Origin of the sequence: Cellulomonas citrea (genome assembly GCF_009829685.1) — a bacterium.
Classification (GTDB): domain Bacteria; phylum Actinomycetota; class Actinomycetes; order Actinomycetales; family Cellulomonadaceae; genus Cellulomonas; species Cellulomonas citrea.
Genome location: NZ_VWSD01000028.1, coordinates 1 through 25734 on the forward strand (window position 1 = coordinate 1; position 25734 = coordinate 25734).

At 70.8% G+C, this 25734-nt stretch carries 20 protein-coding genes, 2 tRNA genes and 2 pseudogenes; 14 read left to right on the forward strand and 10 right to left on the reverse strand.

The genetic code is table 11. The annotated features are described in order from the left end of the window. The 5 genes from F2B26_RS05110 to F2B26_RS05130 form a co-directional block, all read right to left on the reverse strand. Positions 1-1323: family 4 glycosyl hydrolase (locus tag F2B26_RS05110; RefSeq protein ID WP_159807127.1), on the reverse strand; the 1323-nt coding region annotated here is incomplete at its 3' end. 3 nt (positions 1324-1326) lie between these two features. Then, the gene (locus F2B26_RS05115; protein WP_159807129.1) at positions 1327-2124 is read right to left on the reverse strand and encodes a 6-phosphogluconolactonase; all 798 of its coding nucleotides are present in this window, start codon (positions 2122-2124) and stop codon (positions 1327-1329) included. A 64-nt stretch (positions 2125-2188) separates the two neighbouring features. After that, a complete protein-coding gene (locus F2B26_RS05120; RefSeq protein WP_159807131.1) occupies positions 2189-2995 on the reverse strand; it encodes a carbohydrate ABC transporter permease in 807 nt (268 codons plus the stop codon). Continuing rightward, positions 2995-3942: a carbohydrate ABC transporter permease gene (locus F2B26_RS05125; RefSeq protein ID WP_159807133.1), complete on the reverse strand. Its 948-nt coding sequence runs from the start codon at positions 3940-3942 to the stop codon at positions 2995-2997. Before F2B26_RS05125 ends, F2B26_RS05120 begins: the two co-directional genes overlap by 1 nt. 1 nt (position 3943) lies before the next feature. Continuing rightward, positions 3944-5293 (reverse strand): ABC transporter substrate-binding protein, encoded by a 1350-nt coding sequence (locus tag F2B26_RS05130; RefSeq protein ID WP_210766842.1) that lies wholly within the window; start codon positions 5291-5293, stop codon positions 3944-3946. A 186-nt stretch (positions 5294-5479) separates the two neighbouring features. Here F2B26_RS05130 and F2B26_RS05135 point away from each other — a divergent pair, with 186 nt between their 5' ends. Further along, the gene (locus F2B26_RS05135) at positions 5480-6208 is read left to right on the forward strand and encodes a GntR family transcriptional regulator (protein ID WP_159807137.1); all 729 of its coding nucleotides are present in this window, start codon (positions 5480-5482) and stop codon (positions 6206-6208) included. A gap of 62 nt (positions 6209-6270) precedes the next feature. Then, the gene (locus F2B26_RS05140) at positions 6271-6474 is read left to right on the forward strand and encodes a histone-like nucleoid-structuring protein Lsr2 (protein WP_159807139.1); all 204 of its coding nucleotides are present in this window, start codon (positions 6271-6273) and stop codon (positions 6472-6474) included. Between the two features lie 18 nt (positions 6475-6492). On the opposite strand, the gene F2B26_RS05145 is transcribed toward F2B26_RS05140, so the two are convergent. The 3 genes from F2B26_RS05145 to F2B26_RS05155 all read right to left on the reverse strand — a co-directional run bounded on the left by F2B26_RS05145 (position 6493) and on the right by F2B26_RS05155 (position 7923). Further along, a complete protein-coding gene (locus tag F2B26_RS05145) occupies positions 6493-7320 on the reverse strand; it encodes a class I SAM-dependent methyltransferase (RefSeq protein WP_159807141.1) in 828 nt (275 codons plus the stop codon). Positions 7321-7507: 187 nt separating this feature from the next. Beyond that, positions 7508-7580: transfer RNA gene (locus tag F2B26_RS05150), tRNA-Lys, on the reverse strand. A gap of 46 nt (positions 7581-7626) precedes the next feature. Next, on the reverse strand, positions 7627-7923 hold the full coding sequence (locus F2B26_RS05155) for a GroES family chaperonin (protein ID WP_159807165.1): 297 nt from the start codon (positions 7921-7923) through the stop codon (positions 7627-7629). Between the two features lie 109 nt (positions 7924-8032). Between F2B26_RS05155 and bcp the strand changes: the two genes are divergently transcribed. From bcp to F2B26_RS05215, 12 genes and pseudogenes are all read left to right on the forward strand, one after another. After that, positions 8033-8500, forward strand: coding sequence for a thioredoxin-dependent thiol peroxidase (gene bcp / locus F2B26_RS05160; protein WP_159807143.1), 468 nt, complete (start codon positions 8033-8035; stop codon positions 8498-8500). 35 nt (positions 8501-8535) lie between these two features. Continuing rightward, positions 8536-8621, forward strand: a tRNA-Leu gene (locus tag F2B26_RS05165). Between the two features lie 320 nt (positions 8622-8941). Next, positions 8942-11647 carry a LamG-like jellyroll fold domain-containing protein gene (locus tag F2B26_RS05170; RefSeq protein ID WP_159807145.1) on the forward strand — a complete coding sequence of 902 codons (2706 nt, stop codon included), beginning with the start codon at positions 8942-8944 and terminating at the stop codon, positions 11645-11647. Between the two features lie 64 nt (positions 11648-11711). Beyond that, positions 11712-18482 (forward strand): polymorphic toxin-type HINT domain-containing protein, encoded by a 6771-nt coding sequence (locus tag F2B26_RS05175; RefSeq protein ID WP_159807147.1) that lies wholly within the window; start codon positions 11712-11714, stop codon positions 18480-18482. Beyond that, a complete protein-coding gene (locus tag F2B26_RS05180; RefSeq protein WP_159807149.1) occupies positions 18482-18850 on the forward strand; it encodes a hypothetical protein in 369 nt (122 codons plus the stop codon). The genes F2B26_RS05175 and F2B26_RS05180 overlap by 1 nt, the downstream gene beginning before the upstream one ends. Before the next feature lie 451 nt (positions 18851-19301). Then, on the forward strand, positions 19302-19526 hold the full coding sequence (locus F2B26_RS17630; protein WP_328698653.1) for a hypothetical protein: 225 nt from the start codon (positions 19302-19304) through the stop codon (positions 19524-19526). Then, positions 19523-19894 carry a hypothetical protein gene (locus F2B26_RS05190; protein WP_159807153.1) on the forward strand — a complete coding sequence of 124 codons (372 nt, stop codon included), beginning with the start codon at positions 19523-19525 and terminating at the stop codon, positions 19892-19894. The genes F2B26_RS17630 and F2B26_RS05190 overlap by 4 nt, the downstream gene beginning before the upstream one ends. A 515-nt stretch (positions 19895-20409) precedes the next feature. Next, positions 20410-20646, forward strand: coding sequence for a ribonuclease domain-containing protein (locus tag F2B26_RS17710; RefSeq protein ID WP_369122546.1), 237 nt, complete (start codon positions 20410-20412; stop codon positions 20644-20646). A gap of 20 nt (positions 20647-20666) precedes the next feature. Next, positions 20667-21065: a barstar family protein gene (locus F2B26_RS05200; protein ID WP_159807157.1), complete on the forward strand. Its 399-nt coding sequence runs from the start codon at positions 20667-20669 to the stop codon at positions 21063-21065. A gap of 246 nt (positions 21066-21311) precedes the next feature. After that, positions 21312-21533, forward strand: a pseudogene (locus F2B26_RS17715) (transposase); the annotation flags it as partial. Between the two features lie 28 nt (positions 21534-21561). Continuing rightward, entirely contained in the window at positions 21562-22458 is an 897-nt protein-coding gene (locus tag F2B26_RS05210; RefSeq protein WP_268891094.1) for an IS3 family transposase, read from the forward strand. 333 nt (positions 22459-22791) lie between these two features. Next, on the forward strand, positions 22792-23157 hold the full coding sequence (locus F2B26_RS05215) for a hypothetical protein (RefSeq protein WP_159807161.1): 366 nt from the start codon (positions 22792-22794) through the stop codon (positions 23155-23157). Positions 23158-23223: 66 nt separating this feature from the next. On the opposite strand, the gene F2B26_RS05220 is transcribed toward F2B26_RS05215, so the two are convergent. Further along, positions 23224-25248 carry a glycoside hydrolase family 31 protein gene (locus F2B26_RS05220; RefSeq protein WP_159807163.1) on the reverse strand — a complete coding sequence of 675 codons (2025 nt, stop codon included), beginning with the start codon at positions 25246-25248 and terminating at the stop codon, positions 23224-23226. Further along, positions 25229-25734: pseudogene (locus tag F2B26_RS05225) on the reverse strand (hypothetical protein); the annotation flags it as partial. The gene F2B26_RS05220 and the pseudogene F2B26_RS05225, both read right to left, overlap by 20 nt.

The following is a 25734-nucleotide window of genomic DNA, read 5'->3' on the forward strand; positions in this document are numbered from 1 at the left end:
GAAGATGAAGCCCGAGAGCAGCACCTGGGGGAGCATCACCATGATGGCGCCCTGGATCGCCTGCGCCTGCGTGCTCGACACGGTCGAGATGAGCACGCCCAGACCGAGCACGACGAGCAGGACCAGCGCGCGCACGGCGTCGCGGCGCGACCCGGACCAGGCGGCCTCGGCGGCCACGTACTGGTACTCCGCCAGCGCCTGCGTGATGCCCCGCACCGCATGCGGCAGGGCCCGCTGCTCCTGCGGGTGCACCCCGGCGGCGTCGACCGTGCACCACATCTCGACGACGACGTCCTCGTCGAACCCGGGCAGCGCACCGCCGACGTTGGGCAGGTTGACCGGCAGCCGGGCACCGGTGTTGTTGTAGTAGGCGCTCATCACGTCGATCGCCAGCTCCAGCTCGTGGATGCCGCCGCGGGAGCGCGCCGGGTCCAGGTCGGGGTGGTCGGTGCGGGCCTGCTCGACGTAGTGCTCCCAGTAGCCGGGCAGCGCGGCCAGGATGTCCTCGGCCCGGGTGCGCGGGGCGGCCTGCTGCTCGCGCAGGATCTGCGGACCGTAGAAGTAGTACTGGAAGTAGTCGGCCGGCACCGAGCGCATGGTGACCGCGAGCTGCAGCATGCGCCGTTCGAACACGTCCATCGTGGGGTCGTCCTTGCGGGCCTCCCACGCCGCGTCGAGCAGCGGCATGAGGTCGGCGCCGTCGTAGGTGTGCTCGAACGACCAGCAGTTGTGGTTGACCCCGGCCATCGTCACCGTGGCCCGCTCGGGGTCCAGCCCGGCGGCGCGCAGCGTGGAGTTCGGGAAGAAGATCGGGCCCTCGCACATGGAGTAGACCGGCACGTCGGTGAACCGGGTGAGCGCCTGCGACACGATGTTCACCGGGTTCGTGTAGTTGAAGATCACCGCCCCGGGCGCCACGGCGTGCAGGTCCTCGACGATGTCGGCCATCACGTGGATCGAGCGCAGCGCCATCATGAAGCCGCCGGGCCCCTGGGTCTCCTGGCCGATCACGCCGTGCTTGATCGGGATGCGCTCGTCGAGCACGCGCGCGGCGAAGTCGCCGGGGCGGAAGCTGGTGAGCACGGCGTCGGCGTCGGTGAGCCCGGCGCGACGGTCCGTGGTCGCCTGGATGTCGATGTCCACGCCCGTGGCCCGCGCGATGCGCACGGCGATCTCCCGCACGATCTCCAGACGTTCGGCGTCCTGGTCGACGAGCACCACCTGCGACCCGGCGAACTCCTCGCCGTGCCACAGGAACGACGCCATCGTGCCGGCCGCCCGGGACGAGCCGCCGCCGACGTAGACGAGCTTGATCGCTGCCATCTCCTACCTTCCGGTCTGCGGGCCGCCGGCTGCGGCCCGGTCTGCGAAGAGCTGGGCGTCCGCGCACTCGGCGAACGCGGTGGACGGCCAGGCGGGGTCGTACCCGTCGGCCGCGACGATGCGGGCGTAGGCGGTCGCCTTGTCGGGTCCGGTGAGCACCATGACCACCGACCGTGACAGGTCGACGATCGTGGACACCCCCACCGTCACACCATGGGTCGGCACCGCGTCCAGCGTCGTGAGGTCGGGGAACGTGGCCATGTTGTCCCGTCGGGTGGCCTCACCGAGCTCGACGACGTGCGTGCGGCTGGTCCGCGGCGTCCCGGGCTGGTTGAGCGCGATGTGCCCGTCGCTGGCCCCCGACGCGAGCAGGAACAGGTCGAGGCCACCGGCGGCGGTGATCCGTGCGTCGTACTCGTCCGGCGCACCCGGGTCGGGCACCCATAGGTCGGCCGGTCCGCGCAGCCCGACCGAGCCGGCCGCAGCGGCGAGGGGCTGCACGATCTCCCGGCGCCCGTAGCCCACGCACGAGTGCGAGCGGCCCGGGTCGAGCCGGTGCAGCCCGTCGGGCCCGGCCGTCAGGTACTCGTCCATGAGCACGACGACGAGGTCGGCCAGATCGATCCGCCGGTCGGCCACCCGGCGGGCCAGCGCTCGGTAGGTGGACTCCAGGCTGCGTCCGGACGGGCAGCCGAGCAGGAAGGGCCGCCCGGCCGCCGCGACGAGGGCGTCCGCGACGATGTCGGCGACCGCGTCGCCGACGGCGGCGGCGTCCGGCAGGACGGTGGGGGTGGCAGGCACGACGGGCTCCTGGGGTGAGGGGACGTGGGTGGGGGCGGGGGCTGCCGGTGGGCGGTGGCCGTGCTCACTCGCGCAGGGCGCCGGCGAGCATCCCGGAGATGAACCGGCGCTGGAACAGCACGTAGAGCACGAGCACCGGCGCGGCGACGATGAGCCCGCCGGCCGCCATGAGGTTGATCTGGGTGACGTAGCGCCCCTGGAACACCCCGAGCGCGACGGTGGCCGTCACGTTGTCCCCGTGCAGGAAGACCAGGGACAGGAAGTAGTCGTTCCAGGTCCACATGAAGGCGAGCAGCAGCAGGGTCCACACCGCGGGGCTGACCAGCGGGGCGGCGACCCTGAGCAGCAGGCGCAGCGGGCCCGCGCCGTCGATCTCCGCGGCCTCGAACAGCGAGCGCGGCAGGGCCCGGAACGCGGCACGCATCCAGAAGATGCCGAACGGGACGGAGGTGCCCAGGTGGATGAGGATGATGCCCGGGACGGAGTTGGTGAGCCCGGCCGACCGGAACTGGTAGTACAGCGGCACGATGATCGCCTCGAGGGAGATCATCAGCCCGAGCAGCACGACCGGGAACAGCACCTTCTGCCCGGCGACGCCGAGCACCCCGAACCCGTACCCGCCGAGCACGGCGAGCAGCACCTGGCCGAGGCTGGCGGTCGCCGCGATGACGAGCGAGACGGTCATCGCCCGGGAGAAGCCGGCCTGCTGCCAGGCGGTGGCGAAGTTGTCCCAGTCCACCCCGGCGGGTCGCCCGGCACGGTCGGAGCTGAGCGCGGCGAGCACGAAGGTGACCGCCGGCCACAGCACGACGACCGACATGACGACGAGCACGACGTAGTTCGCGGCCTGCTCGGCCCGTGGGGCGCGCATCAGTCCTCCTCCGTGACCTTGGTGATGACGAGCGCGATGAGCAGGCAGACCACGGCCATGACGACGCCGATGGCCGCGGCCTTGCCGACGTCGGGGTTCTGGAAGGCCGCCCGGTAGAGCAGCACCGCCGGCGTCATGGTCGAGGTGCCCGGACCGCCCCGGGTGGTCACCCACACGAGGTCGAAGGTGCGCAGCGCGGTGGTGATGGTGAGCGTGAGCGCGACCCCGATCTGCCCGCGCAGCCCGGGCAGGGTGACGGCGACGAACTCGCGCACCGCCCCGGCGCCGTCCATCCGCGCCGCCTCGTAGAGCTCGTCGGGGATGGCGGACGTCCCGGAGATGAACAGCACCATGCAGAACCCGAAGGTGACCCAGGTGCCGATGAGCCCGAGGGCGGGCAGCGCCCAGGTGAAGTCGGCCAGCCAGGGGCGGGTCAGACCGCCGAGCCCGACCGCGCTGAGCACGGAGTTGAGCGAGCCCTCGGCGGCGTAGATCCGCCTGAACATGAGCGCGACGACGACCGAGGTGAGCACCTGCGGCAGGAAGAAGATCCAGCGGAACAGGCCCATCCCGGGCTGGCGTGCGCGGGTGAGCATCGCCGCGGACACGAGCCCGAGCGCGATCGGCAGCAGCGAGAAGAACGCGATGAGCACGAGCACGTGACCGAGGCTGGAGCGCAGCACGGGGTCGGTGACGAACCCGGTGTAGTTCTTCAGGCCCACCCAGGTGGCCTGCGAGACGCCGTCCCAGTCGAAGAACGAGTACTGCACCGACTGGAGCAGCGGCCACAGCACCACGAAGCCGTAGACGGCCAGCGGCAGGGCGGCGAAGGCGAGCCCGGTCCACCGGGTGCGCGCGTGCAGCGTGCGCGCGCGCACCCGGTGGTGGGGCGTCGTGCGGTCGACGAGGGGGGTGCCCCGCACGACGTCGTTGCCGGCCTCGGGCATGTCAGCCCTGCTGCCCGGCGAGCCCGGCGGTCCGGTCGGCGTCGACGGCTGCGACCAGCTGCTCCGGGGTGGTCTTCCCGGCGTACATCTGCTGCATCTGGGCGGTGAGCGTGTCGAGCATCGTCGTGCTGGACCAGTCGAAGTAGGGCACGAAGCCGTCGCTCTTGCCGACCGCGGCGGCGCCGGCAGCCTCGGTGGTGAGCGTCCCCATGGACGCCGGCACGGTGACGTCGGAGTGCAGCAGCGGGATCATGCCGTGGTCGACGGCGGTCTGCGCGGACTGCGCGGACATGAGGTAGTCGAGGAACGCGGCGGCGACGTCGGGGTGCTCGCAGCGCGAGGAGATGACCATGGCGCCGGGTGCCGCGCCGACCCCGACGGTCGTCGACGGGTCCGTGACCTGCGGCAGCTGGATGTAGCCGAAGTGCGACTGCTGCTCGGCACTGAGCCCGAGCGACCCGGTGTACTCCCAGCGGAACACGCCCTGCCCGCCGACGAAGTTGGCGACCGCCGTGTTGTAGTCGATGCCCTCGAAGCCGGGGGTGAGCCAGCCCTTGTCCGCCCAGGACGTGAGCTCGTTCGCCGCGTCGAGCAGACCGGTGTCCTTGGCGGTCACGGAGGTGCTGCCGTAGACGTAGTCGTTGATGGAGCCGGCAGAGCCGTACAGCGCCTGCAGGCCGAGCAGGATGGCGGTGCCGCCGTCCTGGCTGCCGTAGGCGAACGGGATCTCACCGGCGGCCTTGGCCTTGGCCGCGGCGGCCTCGAGCTCGGCGAGCGTGGTCGGCGGCGTGATGCCGAGGGCCTTGAGCTTGTCGACGTCGTAGTAGAGGCCGATCATCGACACCCGCGCGACGGGGGTGGCGAACAGCGAGCCGGAGCCGATGGTGGTGAAGTCGGTGGTGAACTCGTTCTGCCGGGCGATGGTCTGCGGGATGAGGGTGTCCCAGCCGTAGGCCTTGGCGTAGGGGTCGAGGTTGCGCACGAGCCCGCCCTTGGCCAGCGTGCCGAGGGACCCCCAGCCGTTGTTGGCGCTGGCGATGCAGGGGCCGTCGGCGTCGGTGAGCTGGAGGTTGAGGGTCGTGATGAGCTGCGACCAGTCCTCCTTGGTGCGGTCGATGGTGACGTTGGGGTACTTCTTCTGGAAGCCGTCGATGAGGGACGCCATCCAGTCGCCCTCGGCCGAGCCCCAGAAGTCGGAGACCTTGAGGGTGACGTCGCCTGCGCCGGCGACGTCGGTGGAGACGGCCGAGGCCGCGGTGGTGGACGAGCCGGAGCTGCCGCCCGGGGTGCATGCCGCGGAGGCGCCGAGCGCGAGCACCGCGAGCGCTCCCACGACCGCGGTGCGTCGCATGCCGGAGATGTGCATGGTGGGACTCCATGTCTTCGGGTCGGTGCGCGAGGCGCCATCGCCTCGGGGTACGCGGAGGGCCGACCGCCGATGCGAGCGACCCTAACCAGCGAAAGACCAGTTAGTCCAGTAACAGTCCAATAACAGACCAGTATCGCGCCATCTTCCTTACTGGTATACAGTCGCCTCATGGGCAGATCCCCCGTCGCGGACAGTGCGTACCAGTCGCTCGTGCACGAGCTGGAGCACGGTGTGCACAGCCCCGGCGACCGGCTGCCCGGCGAGCGCGAGCTGTCCGAACGCCTCGGCGTCTCCCGCGTGACCCTGCGCGCAGCCCTGGCCGCCCTCGAGGCCGAGGGCCGGCTGGAACGGTCGGCGCAACGCGGCTGGTTCGTGCCGCGCCAGGTGATCGGCGAACCGCCCAGCACCCTGCAGTCGTTCAGCGAGATGGCCCGCGCCCGCGGCCTCACCCCGACCGCCACCGTCCTGGCGCAGCACGTGCGCCCGAGCACGCTCGACGAGGCGGACCGGCTGCGCATCGCACCGTCCGCCCCGGTGCTCCAGCTCGACCGGGTGCGCGCGATGGACGGCACCCCGGTCTGCGTGGACACCGTCGCGGTCGTCGTGGACCGGGCCCCGCAGCTCGTCGAGGCCGACCTCACCGACCGCTCGCTCTACGACGAGCTGGAGCACCGGTGCGGGGTGAGCGTGCACCGCTCGGCCTACTCCGTGCAGGCGGCGGCCGCCGACGAGCGGCTCGCCCACCTGCTCGGCATCCCCGTCGGCTCCCCCGTGCTCGTGGGCTCGGAGGTCGCCTACACCGCCGACTCCACCCCGATCCTCATCGGCGTCAACCACTACCGCGGCGACGCCTACCGGTTCGAGGCCGACCTTTACCGACCCAAGTCCGGGAGCTGACGGGCGGCACCGTCACGGCGTCTGGGATCGACAGCCGCGCGCCCTCACGAAACGATGTCCCCATGGCCCAGCAGACGATCGTGACGCTCATCGACGACCTCGACGGCACGGAAGGCGCCCGCACGATCCGGTTCGCCTGGCAGGACACGACGTACGAGGTCGACCTCAACGACGCGAACCGGGAGAAGTTCCTGCGCGCGCTCGAGCCCTACATCACCGCCGGCCGCCGGGTGTCGGGCGGCACGGGGGCGCACCGGGTGCGCTGACGCCGGTGCGCGCGCCGCTCAGGCCCGCGCCACGACGCGCCCGTGCAGCACCGCGAACCAGCCGTCGGGATCACTGCCCCACCGCCGCCACCCGTCAGCCGCCTGTGCCAGCTGCTGCTCGGTGGCCAGGCCCCGCTCCACCGCCTGTGCCGCGAAGTCGGACGCGACCGTCCGCTCGGCCCACAGCTGCGACCACCAGCGGCGATCCTCGGACGTGGCGTAGCACCAGACGGCGGCACCCGGCGTGATCCCGGCCGGGTCGAACCCAGCAGCGCGCACCCAGGCCGCGAGCTTGCGCCCCGCGTCGGCGTCGGCGTGGTTGGAACGGGTGACCGCGAGGTAGGTCTGTCGCCACAGGTCCAGCCCGGCGACCTGCGGGTACCAGGTCATCGCGGAGTAGTCGGAGTCCCGCACCGCGACGTACCCACCCGGGCGGGCCACCCGGCGCATCTCGCGCAGCGCGGCGACGGGGTCGCTCAGGTGCTGCAGCACCTGGTGGGCGTGCACGACGTCGAACGAGTCGTCGGCGAACGGCAGCCGGTAGGCGTCGGCGACCTGGAAGGCCACGGTGGTGACGCCGGCCTGCGTGGCGGCCTCCCGTGCGGCCTCGACCACCGTCGCCGAGGCGTCGACGCCGACGACGTGCGCCACGCGGCGTGCCAGGTCGACCGTGATGGTGCCCGGGCCGCAGCCCACGTCGAGCAGCGTGAAGTGCGGTTCGAGCAGCGGCAGCAGGTGGTCGGCGGAGTTCTCGGCGGTGCGCCAGCGGTGCGAGCGCAGCACCGCCTCGTGGTGGCCGTGGGTGTAGACGTCGTGCTGGCCGGGGCCCTGCTGCGCTGCCGTCATGGCGCGAGGCCAGGTCGGCGGTGTCATCGCGTCCAGCATTCAGGACGATTCGTCTCACTTTACGGACGGGACTCCGACGCGCGGGCGGCCGTTCGCGCCACGGGCCCGACATGCACGACCGGGCACCCGAGCCCCGCGACGACAAAGGCCCCCGACCAGCGTCTCCGCCGGTCAGGGGCCTCATCTGTGCGCCATCAGGGACTCGAACCCCGAACCCGCTGATTAAGAGTCAGCTGCTCTGCCAGTTGAGCTAATGGCGCGCGGTGCATGAGATTAGCAGGCCTTGGGCCCAGGAGTGAAACCGGCCTAGAGGTACAGGCCGGGCTCCCGCTCGTCGCCCTCCGGCTGGGCCACACCGTGCACGTCCTTCTCCCGCAGCAGCAGGTAGACGGTGCCGGTCAGCTCGACCTCGGCGCGGTCCTCCGGGTCGAACAGCACCTTGTCACCCACCGCCACCTGGCGCACGTGCTGCCCGGCCGCGACGACGAAGCCCCACGTGAGTCGTTTGCCCATGACGGCGGTCGCCGGGATGACGATGCCGGTCGCGGACCGACGCTCGGCACCCTCCTCGTCCAGGCGCACCAGCAGGCGGTCGTTGAGCATCCGGATCGGCGGCGCGGACTCAGGCACGGCACGACGCTACCGGCTCACCGTGAACTGCGACGACGCGCCTCGTAGGGTGGAAGGCGCCCACCCCACCAGGAGGAACTCCATGCCGCGTCTGACCCCGGGCGAGAACGCCCCCGACTTCACGCTGCCGACCGCCGACGGCGGCACCCTCACGCTCAGCGACCTGCGCGGCACGTCGGTCGTCGTCTACTTCTACCCAGCCGCCGGCACCCCCGGCTGCACGACGCAGGCCTGCGACTTCCGCGACTCCCTCGCCTCGCTCACGGCCCACGGCTACGCGGTCGTCGGCGTCTCCCCCGACACCCCGGCCAAGCTCGCCGCGTTCGTCGAGGCCGAGCACCTCACGTTCCCCCTGGTCTCCGACCCGGAGCACACCGTGATGGAGCAGTGGGGCGCCTGGGGCGAGAAGTCGCTCTACGGCAAGACAGTGACCGGCGTCATCCGCTCGACCGTCGTGCTCGACGCCGCCGGTGTGGTGACGCTCGCGCAGTACAACGTCAAGGCCACGGGTCACGTCGCCAAGCTGCGCAAGGACCTCGGCATCGACTGACGGCGCCCCGGCCCGCCGTGCCAGACTCGGCGGGCGCGTGAGTGGTGAAACGGCAGCCACGCCAGGTTTAGGTCCTGGTGCCCGCAAGGGCGTGCGGGTTCGAGTCCCGCCTCACGCACCACAGGTCCCCGCTGCAAGCAAGGGCACCACCCGGCCGGGTGACATGGCTCAGACCCCCTGGTTCCCTGGTCGCCCGTCCAGATAGGTTCCTGCTGCGCCGTGAGTCCGCTGTGGGCCGGCGCACCGGGGGCAGTGAGGCCCCTGAGCGAGGACTGAGCGACATGTGCGTCGCATGCGGGGGGCATCGTGGTGCGAAGTGGTGTGAGTGTCGCCGTCACTCTGCTGGTGGCGTCGTCGATGGTGGGCGGGACGGGAACAGCCGACGCCGCATCGACCGAGCCGTGCGGGTCCTCGACAGCCCTCGAAGCCCAGGCCCTCGCGATGGCGTCGCGGTGTGGCGAGCCGATCGAGGTGCTCTCGGCGCGCTCGGAGTGGAGCACGCTCTACGCCCGACCCGACGGAACACGTGAGCTCGTCACCTCCGTGTCGGCGGTTCGCACCAAGGCCCACGGGGCCTGGGAGACGATCGACAGCTCGCTGACGCCTACCCAGACCGGTCTGACCGTCACTTCCCCGGTGCTCCCGATGACGTTCTCCGACGGGAGCGCCGATCTTCCCCTGGCGCGGATCAGCCGGGACGGTCACGAGCTGACGCTCGATGTGCCGTTCGCCTTGCCCGCGCCCTCGGTGGTCGGCTCACAGCTGACCTACCAGGACGTCCTTCCGGGCGTCGATCTGATCGTGACGGTCAACGCCGACACGACTGGCTTCTCCGAGGTGCTTCGCATCGCCTCGCCCGAGGCAGCCGCCGACCCCCGCCTGCAGGAGATTCGACTCCCGATCGAGACCTCCGCCGACTTGACGGTGAAGAGCGCACAGGGAGGGTTCGAAGCCCGGGATGCCACGGGAGCACCGGTGTTCTGGAGTCCTGCGCCACAGATGTGGGACTCGCGCAGGCAGCTCACCCCGACGGGAGCAGGGACGCCACGTCGTGCCGTCGGTTCGTGGCTGAGCGTCGACCCATCGGGCCTGCAGCAGGCAATGAGCGACACCGAGCAGTCGCGAGTCCGTTCAGTCGCGCCGCTCGGTGGCGAGAGGGCGGCCGTCATGACCGAGGCGGTCACTGACGACGCCGTGACTGTCGTCCCGGACACGGCGCTGTTGACGGACGCGGCGACCGTATGGCCCGTCTATGTCGACCCGGCGGTGTCCGGGTCGCTGAACTCGTGGATGTCGGCACGCTCGACGGGGGCCACGACCTGGATGTTCCCCAGCGATGACGGCGTCGGGCTGTGCAGGTCGGACGCCTACATGACGTGCTCACCGAGCCAGTTCGCCAGTCGGCTTCGGTGGAGGTTCGCCGGGCTCGACCAGATCGGGGCGCTCGACGCCGCCGACATCACCGGGGCGACCTTCAGCGTGTTCGGAACGCACTCGTACAACTGCACCGAGCGCCCCGTCACCTTGTACATGACTCCCGACTTCGACGCGTCCAGCGACTGGCAGTCGACGTTCGGCTGGTCAGGACTGAGCAGCCAGTCGGTCTCGCACAAGGCATCGTGCGGGAACCAGCGCTGGATCGGCTTCGACGCGACGGCCGGGGCGCGCGCAGTGGCCAGCGGCAACGGCGGAGTACTCGCGCTGGGTCTTGGGACCGACGAATCGTCGAACGTCAACTGGAAGCGTTACCGGTACGACGCGACGTTGTCGATCACGTTCAACCGGGCGCCGAACGGCGCGGCCAACGTCCGGACCTCGGCACCGGCCGCCCCCTGCGTCATGGGTGACGGACGCCCCTACGTCAACAGTCTGACCCCCACGCTGGCGGCCGACATCTCCGACCCCGACGGCGGCAACGTGTCTGGCGTGCTGCAGCTCTACCGCACCGCGGACGCTGCCCCGGTCTGGCCCTGGGTCGTGAGCGCGGCTCAGGCATCAGGGTCGACGTGGCGAGCGACGGTGCCCGGCGGCATGCTCACCGATGGCACGGGATACTCCTGGGGGATCCATGCCCAGGACGACGCAGGCCGAGCCGGGCCGTCGACCTGGTGCGAGTTCGTGGTCGACATCACCCCCCCGAACATGCCGGGCGTGAGCCCGGGACCAGGCTCGCCCTACCAGGAAGGGACCCGGGCCGGCGGTCCCCACATCCCGGGAAGCTTCACCTTCACCAACGGCGGCAGCTCCGACGTCGACCACTACCAGTACGGGTTCAACGACTCTGCGATGACGTCGAGAGCCGGTCCCGGGACCACCGTGCCCTTCGATCCGGCGAAGGCGGGACCGCAGGTGCTCTACGTCACCTCGGTGGACCGGGCGGGGAACGTCTCCAGCCGCCGCGGCTTCGCCTTCTCCGTCGATGTGCCCGCGACGAGCGCGATGTGGCTGTTCGACGAGGCAGCGACGTCGACGACGGCCGTCAACACGGTCGCGGGCGGACCGACGCTGTCGGTGTCGTCGGCGAGCCTACGAGTGCCGGGGGTGATGGCCGAGCTGGACCCGGGCAGCGCAGTCCCGGGCGACGGGGCGCTGCGGTTCGCATCGCTGTCCGACCAGGTGGTGTCGGCGGCGCCGGTGGTGGCGACGGACCGTTCGTACAGCGTGGGAGCGTTTGTGAAGCTCGACGACCTGGCGGGTGTGCAGACGGCAGTGAGCCAGAACGGGGTCAACGCGCCGGGGTTCGAGCTGGGATACCGCTCGGGGACAGGGTCAGGTTGCCCGACGGCGGCCGGCTGCTGGGCGTTCACGACGTACGGGTCGGACGCGACCTCGCCCGCCACCACGGTGGTTGCGTCGAGCCGGACGGTGCCCACCGGTGAATGGGTCTACCTCATGGGGCAGTACGACGCCCAGTCGCACGTCGCGGGTCTGTACGTCTGCGACCCCGGCGGGGCGCCGGACGCCGAGCTGACGTCCCCGTTCACCGCAGCCTGGTACGCCACCAGCGGCCTGGCGGTCGGGCGCGGCAAGGCCGGCGGATCCCCTGCGAACGGTCTGCACGGCACGGTCGACGACGTCACCGTCCTCGCTGGAGTGGCGGATGTGGACGTGGTCCGTCGGTACTGCGCGGCCGCCGCGACGCCCTGACCGGGCCGTCATCGCTGTCCACAGACTCGTCCGTGTCGTGCCTGCTCGAGGGAAGGGGCCCGCGGTGCGCCGCAGCCTGATCGCCGCCGTCATCTCTGTCGCCGTCGCCGTGGCCGGGGCGGTTCCGGCCGCCGCCGCCGCACCCGAGGGGGTGTCGTCCCAGTGGACCGACGCCCAACGGCGCGCCCACGGCCTCAAGGTGCGAGGGGCGGCGAAGGACGACACGTCGTTGCTGACGTCGTCACGCGCGCTCACCAAGGCTCGGTCGGTGGCCCCGCTGGGCGACGCGGCTCCGGCGACGGTGACGTGGCCGTCGGCAGGCACCGCGCACCTGGACACCCAGGCCGGGCGCACCGCGACGGCGACCCCCGGCGGGCTGCGGGTGGCAGCGACACCGGTCGGGCCGGAGGCGGCGCTGTCGACCCGGCGCACGGACCAGTCCGAGGTCTCGTCCGGCGTCGACGTGCAGGTGCTGGACCACGCGCGGGCGACTGCCGCCGGGGTGGACGGCGTGGTGCTGGCCGTGACCGGTTCGGCCGGGTCGAGCACGGACCTGTCGCTCGGCTACGCGGGGTTCGCAGGTGCCTACGGCGGCGACTGGGCCTCCCGGTTGAGGTTGGTGCAGCTGCCTGCGTGCGCGCTGAGCGACCCGTCGAACCCGGACTGCCGCACGCAGACCCCGATCGACTCGTCGGTGAACGACCCCGCGGCGCAGGCGGTCAGCGCCCGGCAGGTCTCGTCCGGCGCAGTGCTGGCCCTGACCGCCGGGACCTCCGGCGGGAGCGGCAGCTGGTCGGCGACGCCGCTGTCGGCGTCGGCATCTTGGCAGGTGAACAAGCAGGTCGGGGACTTCTCCTGGTCCTACCCGTTGACCGTCCCGGTGACCCAGGGCGGCCCGACCCCGAGCGTGTCGTTGACGTACGACGCCGGGTCGTTGGACGGCAGGATCGCCACGACGAACAACCAGTCCTCATGGGTCGGCGACGGGTGGGACCTGGGTGCCGGGTACGTCGAGCGCAAGTACGTGGCGTGCGCCGAGGACGCGACCGGGAACGCGAACAACGTCGGCCACCCGACCGGCGACCTGTGCTGGGGGTCGGACAACGCGACGTTGGTGCTGGCAGGCCACTCCTCGGAGCTGGTCAAGGACGCCGCGACCGGGAGCTGGCGGCTCAAGGACGACGACGGGACGGCGGTCAGGCACCTCACCGGGTCGTGGAACGGGGACAACGACACCGAGTACTGGCAGGTCACCACCACCGACGGCACCCAGTACTGGTTCGGGCGGGACAAGCGCTCGGCGTCCGACCCGTTGGCGCTGAGCTCGGCATGGACGGTGCCGGTGTACGGCAACAACCCGGGCGAACCGTGCCACGCCGCCACCTTCGCCGCCTCCGTGTGCACCCAGGCGTGGCGGTGGAACCTGGACTACGTCGTCGACCCGTCGGGCAACTCGATGACGTACGTGTACTCCACGGAGACCAACTCCTACGGCCGTGACAACAACTCCGCCGTGTCCTCCTACGTGCGCGGCGGCTACCTGAGCCGCATCGACTACGGGCAGCGGGCGGGCAGCGAGACCTCCGCACCGGCGCCGCAGCAGCTGAGCTTCACGGTGGCCGAGCGGTGCCTGCCGTCGGGGGCGATCACCTGCGACCCTGCCCAGCTGACGGCGGCGAACGCGTCGTCGTGGCCCGATGTGCCGTTCGACCTGATCTGCACCTCGACGACCAGCTGCCCGACCCTCACCTCGCCGGCGTTCTTCACCCGAAAGCGGCTGACCCAGGTCTCGACGGCCGTCTCCACCTCGGGTGGCTACAGGACCGTCGACAGCTGGGCGCTGACCCAGAAGTTCCCCTCCCCCGGTGACGGTTCGAACCCCGTGCTGTGGCTGGACTCGATCCAGCACACCGGTGCAGCACCCTGGTCGCCGGCCGGCGCCCCTGCCGGGACGTCCGTCACCCTGCCGAAGGTGACCTTCACCGGGGTCCAGCTGGCCAACCGGGTCGACACCTCGGGGAACCTGGGTCCTGCGATGATCCGCTGGCGGATCAGCTCGATCACGTCCGAGACCGGCGCGATCACCTCGGTGAACTACACCGCGGCCGACTGCACGACAGCCAGCCTGCCGGGTTCCGCGGACTCGAACACCCGCCGGTGCTTCCCGGTGGTCTGGAGCCCGGAGGGACTGGCCCAGCCGGTCACCGAGTACTTCCACAAGTACCTCGTGTCCTCGGTGGTCCAGGACTCTCTCGACGCCCAGTCCTTGCCGGTGGAGACCCGCTACACGTACGTCGGCGACCCCGCGTGGCACTACGACGACTCACCGTTGACACCCCCGGCCCAGCGCACCTGGGGCCAGTTCCGTGGGTACGAGACCGTGGATGTGACGACCGGGTCGACGACGTCGGCCCAGCTGCACACCCGCCATCGCTACCTGCGAGGGATGCACGGTGACCACCTGTCGTCCGGAGGCACCCGGTCGGTCACGGTGGACGGCATCGTCGACGTGCCGCGGGTCAACGGGTTCGAGATCGAGCAGATCACCTACGACGGTGCCACGGTCGTCCAGGACGAGACCCACGTCCCCTGGGTGTCACCGGCGACCGCGACGGCCGCGGACGGCACCACGGCGACGTTCTCGGGCACCGCCAGCAGCCAGACCACCACCCCCGCACCGGCGCTGGCCGGCGGGTCGCGCACCACCCGCACCGCCACCTCGTTCGACGCCACGTACGGCACACCGAGCCAGATCGACGACCAGGGCGACATCTCGACGAGCGCCGACGACCGGTGCACCCGCCTGGACTACGCCCGGAACACGACGGCGAACATCGTCGGTACGGTCCGGGAGGCCGAGACTGTCTCCGTCGCATGCTCGGCCGGCCCGTCGCGGCCGGGCGACGTGGTCTCGGACGAACGCACCCTCTACGACGGCGGCACCTTCGGCACGGCACCGACCCGGGGTCTGGTCACCGGCACCCAGGTGCTGTCGGGCTACAACGGGTCGACTCCGACGTTCGTCACGACCTCGACCGCCACCTACGACGCGAACGGTCGTGTCACCTCCCGCGCCGACGCCCTGGGCAACACGACGACGACCGCGTACACCCCGGCGAGCGGCGGACCCACGACCTCGGTCACGGTGACGTCACCCGATCCGGACGGCACGGGGTCGCTCACCGCCCACCAGGTCACCACCGCGCTCGAACCGGCGCGCGGCCAGGTCGCCTCGGTCACCGACGCGAACGGGAAGGTCACCTCGGCCGCGTACGACGGGCTGGGGCGGCGCACCGCGGTGTGGCTGCCCGGCCGGGCCCTGACCGCCGGCGCGACCACGACGTACGACTACGCCGTCGGCGGCACCGCGAGCAGCGGGCTGAGCACCGTGACGACCAAGACCCTGAGCCAGGACGGCACCTACCTGACCTCGGTCTCCTTCTACGACGCGCTGGACCGCCCCCGCCAGACCCAGTCGATGGGCGCCAACCGTGACGTGACGGCCACCTTGGTCACCGACACCCTGTACGACTCGCGGGGTCTGGCCGTGACGGTCAACGACCAGTGGGCCACGGCGGGCTCTCCGTCGACCACTCTGCTGCAGCCGAGCAACGCGGTGCCCTCTCGCACCCGCTACACCTACGACGGCGCCGGACGGGTCACCGCAGCCGCCTACGACGTGGACCAGCAGCAGAAGTGGGTGACCACCACCACCTACGGCGGGGATCGCACCACGGTGGTCCCACCGAACGGTTCGACACCCACGACCACGATCCTCGACGGGCGCGGCCAGACCACGAGCCTGGTCCGGTACACCACGGCCACCCTGTCCGGGCCGAGCCAGGTCTCGACCTACGGCTACGACAAGGCCGGACGGCTGACCAGCACCACGGACTCCACCGGGAACACCTGGACCTCCACCTACGACATCCGGGGCCGGTTGACCGCGAGCACGGACCCGGACAAGGGGGCATCCTCGGCCACCTACGACGACGCCGACCGGACCGTCACCAGCACGGACGCCCGTGGGGTGACCTTGTGGTTCGGGTACGACGCCCTAGGTCGCAGGACGGCTGAACGCACCGGCACCTCCACGGGCGCGCTGCAGGCCACGTGGACCTACGACACGATCGCCAAGGGCCAGCTGACCTCGAGCACCCGCTACGAGGCCGGCAACCTGTACACCACCGCCGTCATCGGGTACGACGACGCCTACCAGCCGACCGGGCAGTCGGTCACCCTGCCGTCCTCGGAGGGCAAGCTCGCCGGCACCTACACGACCAGCTACGGGTACACGCTCGACGAGCAGGTCAAGACGCAGACCATGCCCGCGCTGGCGAACCTGCCGTCCGAGACCTACACCACCTACTACGACAAGCTCTCACGGCCCGAGTGGAGCAGCGGAGGCCTGGGCAAGGGCGTGTACGTCGCCGGGTCCGGGTACTCCTCGTTCGGCGATCTGCTGTCGCTGGACCTGGGCAACTCCTACTCCGACTACCTCAGCTACACCTACGAGCAGGGCACCCGGCGCCTGTCCACCCAGAGGTTCGAGCGCGAGAAGGTCACCGGCTCCGACCTGGCGCTGACCTACACCTACGACGAGGCCGGGAACGTCACCAAGGTCGCCGACGCCCCGACGGCGGCCAGCGCCGCGGCCGACACCCAGTGCTTCACGTACGACGGTCTGCAACGTCTGACGTCGGCGTGGACACCGTCGGCCGGTGACTGCGGGACGGCCGCCACGGTGGCCGGGCTGGGCGGCGCGGCGCCCTACTGGACCGACTACGCCTACGACACCAACGGGCTGCGCACCTCCACCGTGACGCACGCCGGCGCGGGGACCACGACCTCGACCTACACCTACCCGACCGCCGGGACGGCCAAGGCCCACACCCTGACCGGTGTCACCACGACTGGCCCGAGCGGGACGGCCACGTCCTCCTACGCCTACGACCAGGCCGGCAACACGACCACCCGTGCCCCGGCAGGCCAAGCCGCCCAGACGCTGACGTGGAACGCCGAGGGCAAGCTGGCCACCGTCAGCGCGGCCGGCACCCAGCTCGAGGCCAACATCTACACCCCCGACGGTGACCGCCTGATCCGACGGGCAGGCACCAAGGTCACCGCCTACCTGCCCGGCGGGCAAGAGCTCACCCTGGACACCGGTACCCAGGCCCTGTCCGCCGTGCGGTACTACGCGTTCGCGGGCACGACCATCGCGATGCGCACCGGCACCGGCTTCGCCGGGGTCACCACCTTGGTCCCCGACACCCAGGGCACCGCCCTGGAGTCGATCGCGAACACGACCAACGTGGCGACCCGACGGTGGGCCGACCCGTTCGGCGGGTCCCGCGGCACGGCGACCGGGACCTGGACCGGGGACCACGGCTTCCTGGACAAGGCCACCGACACCACCGGGTTGACCGCTGTCGGGGCCAGGTTCTACGACCCGGTGATCGGACGGTTCATCTCCGTCGACCCGGTGATGAACGGTTCGGACCCCCAGCAGTGGGCTGCCTACACCTACTCCGACAACAACCCCGTCACCTGGTCCGACCCCTCCGGGCTGCTCTCGTGGGGCTCGGCGTGGAACTCGACCAAGTCCTGGGTGGTCAAGCACCAGGCCCAGATCGTCGGTGCCGTCGCCGGGATCGTCGTGACCGCCGGCTGTCTGGCGGTCACCGCGGGCGCCGGGTCGATCGCCTGCGCCGCCGCCGGCGGCGCGGCAGCCTCCGCCGTCACCAACCTGTGGGCCTCCAAGGTCGCCCACACCCAGACGTTCTCCTGGAAGTCCCTGGCCATCGACACCGCCGTCGGGGCCGTGGTCGGTGCAGCGACCGGTGCCCTCGGCAAGGTCGCCGCCCCCCTGCTGTCCAAAGCAGGCACCGCGATCGCCAACGCAGCCAGGACCGCCGCGTCCCGAGCCGCACCCGCAGCACGTCAAGCCGCTGCCACCGTGACCCGCGCAGCCAGCAACACCGCACGCGCCGCACTACGCACCGAGTCATCCGAAGGAAGCAGCGCCGCTGCGTCAGCGGCGAAGGCCTGCAGCGTCAACAGCTTCACCGGCGCGACCCTCGTCACGATGGCCGACGGCGCCAAGAAGCCGATCCGCGCGGTCAAGGTCGGAGACAAGGTCCTAGCCACCGACCCCGCCACCGGCCAGACAGCCGCCCGGCCCGTCACGAAGCTGATCGTGCACGCCGGCAAGCACACCATGGTCGACGTCCACCTCGCCGACGGCACGACGATCACGGCCACCGACCGGCACCCCTTCTGGGACGCCACCACCGGCCAGTTCACCTACGCCATCGACCTGCACCCCGGCGACCAGGTCCGCCAGACCGACGGCACACCCCTGACCATCCAGACCACCCGCGTCTACGACGCCGACCTCACGGCCTACAACCTCACCGTCGACGACATCCACACCTACTACGCTGGCACCACACCAGTCCTCGTCCACAACAGCTGCTTCGGCGAAGCCGCAGAAGCCGCAGCTGGCACCCGACCAGCGGCGGGCCAAGCGATCTATCGCGTTTACGGTGGGGACTCCGTAGCTGGCGGCGCGTCTTGGTCGCCAGTCAACCCGGGTACTGTGCCGAACTTCCGTAGCGCCGCAGGACTGCCGTCCGGTGGTGCGAGCGGAGCAACGAACACCGGGCGGTTCGTGATCGAAGGGACCCTCAACGACCCGGCAGCGGTAGTCCTACAGAGGAGCGCTCTCCCACTCGACGGCATGAAGGGCGGCCTGCCCGAGTACATCGTCCCGAACTGGATGGAGAACGGCTCCATCACGATCAGGCGCGTTAGCGGCGCGAACCCGGAGTTCTGATGCCTGGAGAGATCTACTACTTGAGTTCGCTCGAGAGCGCTCGGTTCGAGCCGGTTCGTGAGTGCCGGGTCGAAAGGTTGTTGACGTTCGACTCTGGGAAGATCGCTGCGGAGGCCCGACTTGCGCCAGGTGTTGTCGGGCAGGAGTTCAATCGGGACTCGGACGTCGACACCGTGATTCTGTCGAATCGCCACGAGGGCGCGTCAATCGATCCCGTTACCGAGTTCCCTTGCTTCGTCTTCGTCACGATCCCACGGGCCGGGTTCGATGTGCTCGAGAGCCCGATTCGTTCTGACGATCTCGAGATCATCGGCTGGGGTGAGCTTTACAGAACGCGAGAGGACGCTGAACGGCATGCCTTCGGCTAGCCTCGAGCGCCGCTCTGCTGGTCGCAGCGCCAGGACCCCGTCTCCTTTGCCCGGCGGTCGGGTAGCTCGACTGCTGCGTCGACTGATCGTCGTCCTCGCCGCCCTCGTGGCGGCGTCAGTCGCCACGTTCGGTGCTGCGCCGACGTCGGCCGCGACACCCGCCTACACCTACGACATAGCTACCTACGCCTACGACGCGCCTGCGGGTTTGTCGACCTCGCGCGGGTCGGTCGCGGCTGCGCGGGGCTTGCCTGCGGGGTCGGGAGCCGCGGCCAGGGTGAGCCTCGTCTCGATACGGAGTCACGGTGTTGCCGCAAACACCGCGGAGGCAGCTGCCGATGCCGCGTTGGCTGCTGGCCGCACAACTGGTGCGGCCGCGGAGCTCAGAGTCGGGGGGCAGGTCTTCACCGATGTCTCGACCGGGGGTGCGCCCCGGGTACTCAATGGTTCGGTGCAGGAGGCACTGGATGCTGTGCCCTTGGCGCAGCGTGCGCCGTGGCACGGCGCCTGCGCCGAGATGGGCTGTCTTAGCCAGGCCCTGGATGCTGGCGTGAACCCGGCCGGCGGTTCGATCCGTGCGGTGGCGATCGGTACGTCGAACCCGGGCCACGGCTTGCCGAAGGTGATCTGCACGAGCTGCTCAGCCGTTCTGGATGTCTTTGGAGTCGGGCGATGAACGGACAGGACTACCTGCACGCTGCCAGCCGTCTCGAGACGGCTGAGGGGCTGGATCCGTGGACTGCGCTGATGCGGGTTCTCGTGGCGAGACTCCAGGGCATGGACTTGCCGGCTCCGCTCCAGCCAGCGCTGGATCAAGCGGCGAGCCACTGGTCCGGCCGACCCGGCGCCTTGCCTGAAGTGAAGGTTGGGGTGTGGCGGTACATCGAGGCCATTGGGCCCTCAGGTGCCGACCTGGCGACGCCCGAGGGCAAGACGGCCCGGGCGCTGCTGTGCGTGCTCGAGCCCGCTGGAGACGACGAGGCGCGGTCCATGACCGCCGAGTGGTTTGCCGCCATGGCCGACGACCAGCAAGCCGCAGGCTGAGCGCGTGAATCGACAGGGCGGGTCCACGCGCAGGCTCTGCTGCACGGTTAAGTGACAGCCGGATAGTCACGCCGCCCGGGTGGCCGGTGCGCGGTCATACGAGTGCGGCCTTCGCCGCTTGGTGGCGGTGTTCTGTCGCTGTTGGATGGCGGGGCGAGGTCAGGTGACGCCGATGACGAGGGTGCTCTGGGCGGCTTCGATGACGTCGTTGGTGGTGGTGTGCAACCACCGGCGCCCTCGGCAAGGTCGCCGCCCCCCTGCTGTCCAAGGCAGGCACCGCGATCGCCAACGCAGCCAGGACCGCCGCGTCCCGAGCCGCACCCGCAGCACGTCAAGCCGCTGCCACCGTGACCCGCGCAGCCAGCAACACCGCACGCGCCGCACTACGCTCAGACGCTGGCACCGCAAACACCGCCGCAGAAACCGCACCTGCTCGGTTTGTCGCTAGCCGGCAGGGGATCATCGACACCGAGGCGCCTGCGCTGCATCAGCAGATCGGGGATGTCGTTGATTCGATGCGATCGACGGGCGCTCCGCCGCCCGGGGTGCGTCAGGGCGGTCTTCCGGGCAAGCCAGGGGTGTATGTGAACCGGAGCGGCGACCTTCCTGTGCAGCCCGAGGGCTACTATCACGAAACCGATGTCTGGCCGGGGCCGGGCTCTCGTGGCACCGAGCGCTTGGTGGTTGGCGGGCCTGGAGAGGTCTGGTACTCGCCTGACCACTACGGGACGTTCAGGTCGTGGCCGTGGTAGGCCGGTGGCTCGAACTCCCCGTGGCTCTGCTGGCCGGGGGGCGGGCGGAACCGTACTTGGTCGCTGAAGGGCGGGTGCGTGAGTTCCGCGACCATGTGGTTGGTGTTGGCGCTACGTGGCGGGAGGTCGACATCGGCAACGCGGCCAGCGTGGGCGCGGTTGTCGATGGCCTGAAGGGCGTCCTTCCGTTCCCCGACTGGTGCGGTTCGGGTTGGGACTCGATCGAGGATGCATTCGAGGAACTCCGCCAGGGTTGGCGCTTCCCGGTCGTCGTCGCGGTGCGGGGATTGCGTTTGATGCTGGCGACGAGACCTCACCTGGGTCTCGAGGTGGCGATTCGACTGAGCGAACTGTCGCGCGCGTTCTCCGTCTCGGGAGACCAGTTCATCGTGATCTACGCAGCTGAACGCTGGGAGTGACAGAGGAAGCGGGGCTCGCGAAGTCGGTTCCGGGGCCCCCGGTGTCCGTCAGCTGACGTTGAGTTGGCGGCGGGCGTGGTGGCGCAGGAGTGCGCCTTCGATCATGGCGAGGACGGCGGCGTGTTCGTCGGGGTCGAGCTGGTCGAGTCCTTCGAGTCGGGGGCGGAGCTGGTTGTGGTGTGTCCTGAGTTCGGTTGAGTCGGATTCCCGGACCCGGGTGTCACTTGGCCCTTGGAGGGGGGCCTCGTGGGACGTCGTGGGTGTCCGCCGGAGTTCCGGCGCAAGGTGCTGGACCTGGTCGCCAGCGGACGCTTCGTCGCGGACGTCTGTCGCGACCTCAGGATCAGCCAGGAGTCGATCTACACCTGGCGCCGCCAGGACCGCATCGACGTCGGCCTGGCCCCGGGGCTGACCTCAGTAGAGAAGGCCGAGCTGACAGCAGCCAAGCGCAGGATCGCCGAGTTGGAGGCCGAGCTGGCGGTGCACCGTCGGGCCAGTGAGCTGCTGGGGAAGGTGGTGCCCCCAAAGGCGGTTCGAGGCCATCGCAGTGATGGCCGAAGAGGGCTTGCCGGTCCAGGTCGCCACCCGCGCGCTGGGCGCCTCGGAGTCCGGGTTCTACGCCTGGCGCACTCGCGCGCCGTCAGCCCGAGCGATCCGCCACGTGATCCTCACCGACGCGATCGGAGAGGTCCACGCCACCTGTCGCGGGACCTACGGCGTTCGCCGCGTCCACGCCGAGCTGACACTCGGCCGCGGGCTCACCGTCTGGCAGGGGACAGTGGCGATGTTGATGCAACGAGCGGGTTTGAAGGGCATCGGTGTGCGACCGAAGTGGCGCCGCCCGCGCCCGGACCTGATCTCCACCGACCTCCTCGACCGGCTGTTCCGTCGCAAGGGCTTGGACCAGCTGTGGGTCACCGATATCACCGAGCACCACACCCGCGAGGGCAAGGTCTACTGCGCCGCCGTGCTGGACGTGTGCTCGCGGCCAGTCGTGGGCTGGTCGATCGACTCCTCCCCGACCGCGGCGCTGGTCACCAACGCCCTGGGCATGGCGATCGACTCTCGACGCCCACCGCCAGGCACGATCATTCACTCCGATCACGCAGCGCAGTTCGGTTCGTGGGCATTCACCCGCCGAGCGAAGGACTCCGGCCTGGTGCCCTCGAAGGACTCGATCGGCGACTGCAATGACAACGCGGTCATCGAGTCGTTCTGGTCCCGCATGCAGGTCGAGCTCCTGGACCGGCAATCCTGGCGCACTCGTCTGGAACTGGCGAACGCGATCTTCGAGTACCTCGAGATCTTCCACAACCGCCAGCGCCGGCACTCCGCCCTGGGCTGGCTCACGCCCGTAAAGTTCGAGACGAGACAACCGATCACCGTGGCCTAGATTCCAGCAACCCGGCTCCACGGAACCGGAGACACACCAGCCTCCACTGAACCCGGGGCGGTTCACTACCGTCCTTTCCGGCCTGCTGGCGATACCCGCGTCACCCGCCCCGAGGGGTGTCTGGTCTACGTCCGCTCACGCCACTACCGTCTTCACCTGCGACGACCCTGACGTCGGGTTCGCGCAGCACATTCTCAACGAGGGGGCACTATGGATCGCGGCACCTATCTTGAGCAGACGGACGCTCGTGTTCGGGCGGCTGGGTACACCCTCGATCCGTCGAGTGGCCCGGGTCTGCTGGTGGGGTATCGCAGTGATTTTCGGTGGCGGTGGATGGCGACGAAGCTGCACACCCTGGTCGTGGTGAGCACTGCCCCGCAGGCGAGCGGGGAAGGCATGGCGCAGTTCGCGAAGTCGTCGCTGGAGTGGGCGAAGGTCGTCAAGGGTCAGCTGCGCGGTGCCCAGGTCGGGGTCGCTGTCATCGCCGCCGTGGTCGCCGACCAGGCCGACGAGTCAGCGGTGGAGTACGCCCGCAAGGAGCTGGTGCGCGGGTACGCGGCGTTCGCCTGGCCCGTGCTCATCGACCTGAGCACCGGCCAACGAACCGCCCACGCGGGCCGGCCCACGCTCGGCGCGATCTACACCGGGTGGATGCGCCAGCAGATCGACACCCTCCTGCCCACACCGCACGGCTCCTGACAGGCGCGCAGGTCGGTCGACCGGCCCGAGCACGACCTCCCGGCCCGCCCGCCCGGCCCGCCCGCCCTACAGCTTCCCTACGAGCTCGGCGAGCGCGCCGTCGCGGGCGAACACCGGCAGGGTGCCCAGCGGGGCGTCGCGCTGGACGACCTGGCCGCCGTCGAGCACCTCGCCGGTCGCCAGGCAGGTCCAGCGAGCACCGGCGGGCAGCCGCACCGAGCGTGACCGCGCACCGGGTTCTAGCACGGGTGCCACGAGCAGGTCGCCGCCGAGCAGCCACTGGTCGGCCACGTCCCAGCACGCCGGGTCGTCCGGGAACTGAACGAACAGCGGGCGCATCACCGGCAGCCCGTCGGTGTGCGCCTGGGCCATCACCTCGCGCAGGTACGGGCGCAGCTGCTCGCGCAGCCGGACGAAGCGGGCCAGGATCTCGTAGACCTCCTCGCCGAAGGACCACAGCTCGTTGGGGCCCCCGCTGCGCAGCCGGCGCGAACCGTCCGCCGCGGTGACCTCCTCGTACGGCAGGCGGTCGCCGTGCAGCCGCATCACCGGCATGAACGCGCCGGCCTGGAACCAGCGGACCAGCAGCTCGTGGAACGCCGGGTCCGTCGTGTCGCCGGCGTGGAAGCCGCCGATGTCCGTGGTGAACCACGGGATGCCGGCCACCCCCATGTGCAGCCCGGCGGTCACCTGGGCGCGCAGCGCCTGCCAGGTCGAGGCGATGTCACCGGACCACACGAGCGCGCCGTAGCGCTGCGAGCCGGCCCAGGCGCAGCGCACCAGGTTGACGACCTCGGTCTCGCCGTCGCCGGTCTGCCCCTCCCACAGCGCCCGGGAGAACGCCTGCGGGTACAGGTTGCCCACCTGCACGCCGGGGCCGGCGTGCAGCCGCACCGCGTCGAAGTCGTAGACGCCGTACTCCGGCTCGGCCTCGTCCAACCAGAACGTGCGGATGCCGTGCTCGCCGTAGCTGCGGCGCAGCGTCTGCCACAGCCAGGTGCGTGCGCGGGGGTCGGTGACGTCGAGGAACACGCTCGGCCCCTCGAACATCATCTGCACGTCCACACCGCGCTCACCGCGCACCAGCAGACCGTTCTTGCGCAGGTGGTCGTGGTTCTCCGAGTCGAGCGCCACCTGCGGCCACACCGACACCATGAGCTCGACGCCCAGGTCGGCCAGCTCGGCGACCATCGCGGACGGGTCCGGCCAGAACTCGTCCTCGAACCGGTAGTCGCCCATGTGCGGCCAGTGGAAGAAGTCCGCGACGATGACGTCCATCGGCAGCCCGCGCCGCCGGTGCTCGCGCGCGACCTCGAGCAGCTGCTCGGCGCTGGTGTAGCGCAGCTTGCACTGCCAGAACCCCAGCCCGCGCTCGGGCATCATCGGCGCGTGGCCGGTCGCATCGGCGTAGGCCGCGAGGATCGCGGCGGGCGTCGACCCGGCGGTCACCCAGTAGTCGAGCTGGCGGGCCGACTCGCTCGTCCATTCGGTGCGGTTCGCGGCGAACGTCGCACGGCCGATCGCCGGGTTGTGCCACAAGAACCCGTACCCGGCGCTGGACAGCACGAACGGCACCGAGGCCTGGGAGTTGCGGTGCGCCAGCTCGAACGTGCAGCCCTTGAGGTCGAGCACCTGCTGCTGGTACAGCCCCATCCCGTAGAGCTTCTCCCCCGGCACCGGGTCGAACGTGGCCACCAGCGCCACGTCGGCTCCGGGCTGCGGGCGCAGCCGGCGCGCGGTGAGATCGAGCGAGCCGCCGCGACCCGTCTCGCGCAGCAGCACCCGGCCGTCCGCGTCGAGGAAGGTCACCCGGCAGGTGAACCGGGTGCGGCCCACCGGGTCGTGCAGCCACGACTCCTGCTCGAGCACGGCCGTGATCGCACCGTGCTGCAGGCGCGCGGTGTCGCCGTCGATCTCGAGGCGTGCCTGGCCCGTCGCGGTCTGCGGCAGCAACGCCCAGTCGGCGTCCTCGACGTCGCGCTTGAGCGCGGAGCGCACCCGCAGGCTGTCCCGGCCCCACGGCTCGACGACGAGGGTCTCGCCCTCGCCGCGCCAGATCAGCCGGTCACCGTCAGTCTCGAACGCCTGCACCGTGCTCCTCCTCGTCGGCCGGCAGGGTGCCGGCAGCGTGCTGCGCGTCCGTCACGGGCAGGAAGACGCGCATGGTCGTCGGGCCGCGCTCGGCCCAGCGGTGGTACGGCACCAGATCGGCGGTGAACGCGCGCCCCGGCCCCGGCACGACGGGTGCGGCGCCGAACGGCAGCGCACCGGCGGCCGTCGGCGCAGGTGGCAGCGCCACCAGCGCGACGCGCGCGCCGTCGTCCACGGCCTGCGGCGCCACCGCCGGGTCGATCCGCACGTCGTCGAGCTCGACACCGTCCGGCAGGTCCAGGCCCTCGGCGCACAGCACCACCGGGCCGCGCTCGACGGCCACGCAGCCCCGCACGGCGTCCACCCGCGGGTCGGGCCAGGTCAGGCGCGGCTGCACCGGCAGCTCGAGCACCACACGGTCCCCCGCCCGCACGGCACCGGCGACCAGCACGACGCCCGGGTCGACGTCGCGCACCTGCCCGTCGG

Excerpts from the sequence above, each read along its gene's own strand:
- F2B26_RS05125 (WP_159807133.1), bottom strand. The coding sequence starts at position 3,942 with ATGCCCGAGGCCGGCAACGACGTCGTGCGGGGCACCCCCCTCGTCGAC.
- F2B26_RS05155 (WP_159807165.1), bottom strand. The coding sequence starts at position 7,923 with ATGCTCAACGACCGCCTGCTGGTGCGCCTGGACGAGGAGGGTGCCGAG.
- F2B26_RS17710 (WP_369122546.1), top strand. The coding sequence starts at position 20,410 with ATGCGATCGACGGGCGCTCCGCCGCCCGGGGTGCGTCAGGGCGGTCTT.
- F2B26_RS05130 (WP_210766842.1), bottom strand. The coding sequence starts at position 5,293 with ATGCGACGCACCGCGGTCGTGGGAGCGCTCGCGGTGCTCGCGCTCGGC.
- F2B26_RS05145 (WP_159807141.1), bottom strand. The coding sequence starts at position 7,320 with ATGACGGCAGCGCAGCAGGGCCCCGGCCAGCACGACGTCTACACCCAC.
- F2B26_RS05140 (WP_159807139.1), top strand. The coding sequence starts at position 6,271 with ATGGCCCAGCAGACGATCGTGACGCTCATCGACGACCTCGACGGCACG.
- bcp (WP_159807143.1), top strand. The coding sequence starts at position 8,033 with ATGCCGCGTCTGACCCCGGGCGAGAACGCCCCCGACTTCACGCTGCCG.
- F2B26_RS05215 (WP_159807161.1), top strand. The coding sequence starts at position 22,792 with ATGGCGACGAAGCTGCACACCCTGGTCGTGGTGAGCACTGCCCCGCAG.
- F2B26_RS05135 (WP_159807137.1), top strand. The coding sequence starts at position 5,480 with ATGGGCAGATCCCCCGTCGCGGACAGTGCGTACCAGTCGCTCGTGCAC.
- F2B26_RS05190 (WP_159807153.1), top strand. The coding sequence starts at position 19,523 with ATGAACGGACAGGACTACCTGCACGCTGCCAGCCGTCTCGAGACGGCT.
- F2B26_RS05170 (WP_159807145.1), top strand. The coding sequence starts at position 8,942 with ATGGCGTCGCGGTGTGGCGAGCCGATCGAGGTGCTCTCGGCGCGCTCG.
- F2B26_RS05180 (WP_159807149.1), top strand. The coding sequence starts at position 18,482 with ATGCCTGGAGAGATCTACTACTTGAGTTCGCTCGAGAGCGCTCGGTTC.
- F2B26_RS05120 (WP_159807131.1), bottom strand. The coding sequence starts at position 2,995 with ATGCGCGCCCCACGGGCCGAGCAGGCCGCGAACTACGTCGTGCTCGTC.